General features: G+C 75.1%; 1 protein-coding gene. It reads left to right on the top strand.

Annotated features, from left to right (window positions below):
* Nucleotides 1-4,984: non-ribosomal peptide synthetase (locus NK214_RS24575; protein ID WP_253315765.1), on the top strand; the 4,984-nt coding region annotated here is incomplete at both ends.

Here is a 4,984-nt window from a genome sequence, read left to right as displayed (position 1 = left end):
CGGCCCGGCTGCAAGCCGCGCTCGACGCCGTGGCCGCGCGCCACGACGCCTTCCGCCTGCGCTTCGCGCCGGAACCGGCGCTGGCCGAGGCGGCCGGCGGCTGGCCCTGCCGCGAACTGGAGCTGACGGACGAGAGCGAGGAGGCCGCGCGCGCGGCGATAGAACAGGCCCAGCGCCAGCTGGACCCGGACGCCGGCCCGCTGGCCCGCGCGCTCTTGCTGCGCCGCGGCCGGCAAGCGCCGCTGCTGGCGCTGATCGTCCACCATCTGGCGGTGGACGCGGTGTCCTGGGGCATTCTGCTGGACGATCTGACGCAAGCGCTGGACGCGCTGACGCGCGGCGAAGCCCCGCGGCTCGCCGCCGTGCCCGCCAACTGGCGGCGCTGGGCGGAGCGGCAGCGGGCCGACGCCGCCGAGGCGGACCCCGCGCCCTGGCTCGGCCAGGCCGCGGCCGGCTTCCCGACGCTGCGCCGCGACTTCGCTGCGCCGGCGGCCAATACCGAAGCCGCCTCGCGGCTGCTCAGCCGCGAGCTGGACGCGGCCTTGACCGGCCGCCTGCTGGCCGCCGGGGCCCGCGCCGCCGGCCAGCGCGTCAGCGCCCTGCTGCTGTTGGCCTTATGGCGCGCGCTGGCCTCCCGGCTAGACGCGCCGCGCTTCGCGGTGACGCTGGAACACCACGGCCGCGACGCGGAATCCGGCCTGGACCTGTCCCGCACCATGGGCTGGTTCACCGCGCTGTATCCGCTGAGCGTGGCCGGCGACGCCGCCGTCGCCGGCGCGGCCGAACTCTTGGCCGCCATCGCCGCGCCCTTGTCGCTGTTGACCCCCATCGCGCCGGAATACGGCCAGGCGCGCTGGCTGGGGCCGGACAAAGAGGCGCGCCGGCGGCTGGACGCGGCCGGCCTGCCGGAAATCAGCTTCAATTACCTGGGCGCGCCGCGCGGCGTCGACAACGCCTGGTTCCAACTGCGGCCCGAGCTGATTGCCGGCGAACGCGCTGCCGCCAACCTGCGCCCCTTCGCGCTGGACCTGGTGCTGGTGGTGCTGGACGGCAGGCTGCGCGTGGACTGGCGCTACCCCGGCGGCCAGTTCGAAGCGGCCACCGTCGCCGGCTGGGCCGACGCCTTCGCCCGCGAACTGGCGCTGGCGCTGGACGAGATCGAGGCCGCGCCGCTGCTGGCCGCCGATTACCCGCTGGCGCGGCTGGAGCAGGCCGCCGTGGAGGAGCTGGCGCGCCGGAGCGGCCCTTTCGACGATCTCTATCCGCTGTCCCCGCTGCAACAGGGCATGCTGTTCCACAGCGTGGCCGACGCCGCCGACGGCGCTTATCTGGAACAGCTCAGCAGCGTGGTCAACGGCCCGCTGGACCCGGACGCCTTCGCCGAGGCCTGGCGCGCGATGCTGGCGCGCCATCCGCTGCTGCGCTCCGGCTTCCACTGGCAGGGCCTGGCCCAGCCGCTGCAAGCGGCGATGCGCGCGGCGCCGCTGCCGATCAGCCGGCTGGACTGGTCCGGCCTGGCCGAGCCCGAGGCCGCGCTGGCCGACTATCTGGCCGCCGACGCCGCGCGGCCGTTCGCGCTGGACGCCGCGCCGCTGATGCGGCTGGCGCTGATCCGCCTGGGCCAGGACCGCTGGCGCTGGATCTGGAGCTATCACCACCTGCTGCTGGACGGCTGGTCGCTGCCGCTGTTCTTCCGCGAGCTGCTGACCCTGTACCGCGCGCTCAGCCGCGGCGAGGCCCCGGCCCTGCCGCCGGCGCGGCCGTTCTCCGCCTATATCGGCTGGCTGGACCGCGCCGGCCGCCGCGCCCGCTCGGACGAGCGCTTCTGGCGCCGCTATTTCTCCGGGCTGGAACAGCCCACCCTGCTCGCCGGCCCCGCCGGCGGCGGCGCCGACTTCGTCGAGCGGGAAATCCGGCTGTCGCCGGAGTGGAGCGCGCGCGCCGCCGCCGCGATGCAGGCTTGCGCCAGCACGCTGAACACCCTGTTCCAGGCCGCCTGGGCGCTGACCCTGGCGCGCAGCGGCCACGGCGAGGACATCGTGTTCGGCGCGGCCCTGTCCGGCCGCAACGGCGATCTGCCCGGCATAGGCGAAATGATAGGGCTGTTCATCAACACCCTGCCCTTGCGGGTGCGGCTCAACCCGGCCGCCGACGCGCGCGCGCTGCTGGCCCAGGTGCAGGCCGATCAGGCCCGGGTGCAGGACTACGCCCACAACCGGCTGGTGGACGTCCAGCGCTGGGCCGGCCGCGACAACGCCCAGTTGTTCGACTCCCTGCTGGTCTTCGAGAACTACCCCGCCGACGCGCTGCTGCGCGACGAGGCCGCCGGCCTGGGCTTTGAAACGCCGCGCTTCAGCGAACACACCAACTACCCGCTGACGCTGGCCGTGATCCCCGGCGCGGCCCTGACCGTCAAGCTCACCTTCGACCGCAGCCGCGTCGCCGACGCGGCGGCCGAGGAATTGCTGCAACGCTGGCTCGCCGTGGCGGAACGCATGGTCGCCGCGCCGGACGCCGCCGTCGCCTCCATCGAGCTGCTGCCCGCGGACACGCGGCGGACGCGGATCGCCGACGCCGCCCGGCCGCCGCTGGCCTCGCCGGAACTGGCGCAGCGCCTGTTCGAGCGCCAGGCCGCCGCCGCGCCGCGCGCGCCGGCCCTGCTGGACGAGAACGGCGCGCTCGATTACGCCGGACTGGAGCGCCGCGCCAACCAACTGGCCCACCGGCTGCAAGCGCTGGGCGCCGGCCCGGAAACCGTGGTGGGCGTGCTGCTGCCGCGCGGCGCGGACGCGGTGACGGCGCTGCTGGCCACGCTGAAGGCCGGCGCCGTCTATCTGCCGCTGGACCCGGCCTATCCGGCCGAACGGCTGGACTATATGCTGGCCGACAGCGGCGCCGCCATCCTGCTCAGCGAAACGCGCCTGCTGCCGACGCTGAGCCGGCTGCCGGCCAAGCTGCTGTTGCTGGATCAAGCTCCTGACGCTGCTGACTCCGCGCAGGACGCCGCGCCGCCCTGCGCCGCCGACGTCGACAATCTGGCCTATCTGATCTACACCTCCGGCTCCACCGGCTGGCCCAAAGGCGTGGGCGTCAGCCATCGCGGCGTCGCCAACCTCTGCCGCGCCCAATGCGAGGTTTTCCAGGTGGACGCCGGCAGCCGCGTCTACCAGTTCGCCCCGCTGAGCTTCGACGCCTCGGTGTCGGAAATCTTCATGGCCCTGGGCAGCGGCGCGGCCCTGTGCCTGCCGGAAGCCGACGCCGCGCAAGACCCGGCCGGCGCGCTGCGCCGCGCCGCGCGGCGTCACGGCCTGACCCACGCCACCCTGCCGCCGGCGCTGCTGGCGGCGCTGGACCAAGACGACCTGCCCGGCCTGCGCACCCTGATCTCCGCCGGCGAAACCGCCGCGCCCGGCCTGCTGGCGCGCTGGGCCGCCAAGCGCCGCGTGGTCAACGCCTACGGCCCGACCGAGGCCACGGTCTGCGCCAGCATGCAGGCCTGCGACGCGCTCGAGCCGCTGCCGTCCATAGGCCGCGGGATGGCCGGCGTCCGCCTCTATCTGCTGGACCGCTGGGGCGGCCTGGTGCCGCCCGGCGTGCCCGGCGAGCTGCACATCGGCGGCGAGGCGCTGGCGCGCGGCTATATCGGCCAGCCCGGCCGCACCGCCGCCAGCTTCGTGCCGGACGCGGTGTCCGGCCTGCCCGGCGCGCGGCTGTACCGCAGCGGCGACCTGGGAGAATACCTGCCCGACGGCGGCATCCGCTTCCTGGGCCGCGCCGGCGGCCAGGTCAAGCACCGCGGCTACCGCATCGAGCTGGACGGCGTCGCCGCCGCGCTCAGCGCCCATCCGGACGTGGACGAAGCGCTGGCGCTGATCCGCCTGGACGGCGAGCGCCGCCAGCTGCTGGCCTACGCCCGGCTCAAGCCGGAAACCGACTTCGACGCCGCCGCGCTGCGAGAACACCTGGCCGCCCGGCTGCCGGCCCACGAACTGCCGCAAGCCATCGTCAGCGTGCGGCAATGGCCGTTGACCCCGGCCGGCAAGATAGACCGCGCGGCGCTGCCGTCGCCGGAAGACGCCGCGCCGGACGCGCCGGACGCGGACGCCGCGCTGAGCCCGGCCGAGGCCGCGCTGCTGGAGATCTGGCGCTCGGCGCTGGGGCGGAGCGGCATCGGCGTTCACGACAATTATTTCGCCGTCGGCGGCGACTCCATCCTGGCCCTGCAAATCGTCTCGCGCGCCAAGCAGGCCGGTTTCGACATCGAGCCGCGCGCGCTGTTCGCCCATCCCACGGTGGCCGGGCTGGCGGCGGTGGCCGGCGCGACAGCGCGGCGGACCCACATCGAGGAACCGGAACAGGCCGAGGCGCCGCTGGCGCCCATCCAGCGCTGGTTCCTGCAACAAGACTGGCCCGCGCCGCAGCACTGGAACCTCAGCCTGCGGCTGAGCCTGGACGCCGCCGCGGACCCGGCCGCGCTGCGGGCGGCGCTGACGGCCGTGGCCCTGCGGCACGACGCGCTGCGCCTGAGGCTGCGCCGCGAGCCCGACGGCGGCTGGAGCCAGCATTACGGCCCGCGCGCCGCGCCGCCGCTTGAAACGCTGACGCTGCGGGAAACGGAAGCGGCCGCGCGCGAGGCGGAGCTGCAAGCCCACGGCGCGCGCTTGCAAGCCTCGCTGGATCTGGAGCGCGGCCCGCTGCTGCGCGCCGTGCTGATCGAGGCCGGGCCGGACGGCCGCCCCGAACTGCTGCTGATCGCCCACCACTGGGTAGTGGACGTGGTGTCCTGGCGCATTCTGCTGGACGACCTGGACCAGGCCTACGGCCAGGCCGCGGACGGCGTAGAGATCTCGCTGCCGCCGGTGGCCGTCAGCTACCGGGCCTGGACGCGCTCGCTGGCCGACGCCGCGCCCGCGCTGGCCGGCGAACTCGGCTACTGGCGCGCCGCCGTCGCCCCGCTGGCCGCGCCGCCCGGACTCTCTGCCGT

The sequence above is a fragment of the Chromobacterium sp. S0633 genome (genome assembly GCF_024158805.1).
In the GTDB taxonomy this organism is placed as follows: Bacteria; Pseudomonadota; Gammaproteobacteria; order Burkholderiales; family Chromobacteriaceae; genus Chromobacterium.
Note: the sequence above shows the minus strand (reverse complement) of the source record. Positions and strands in the feature narration are given on the sequence as shown.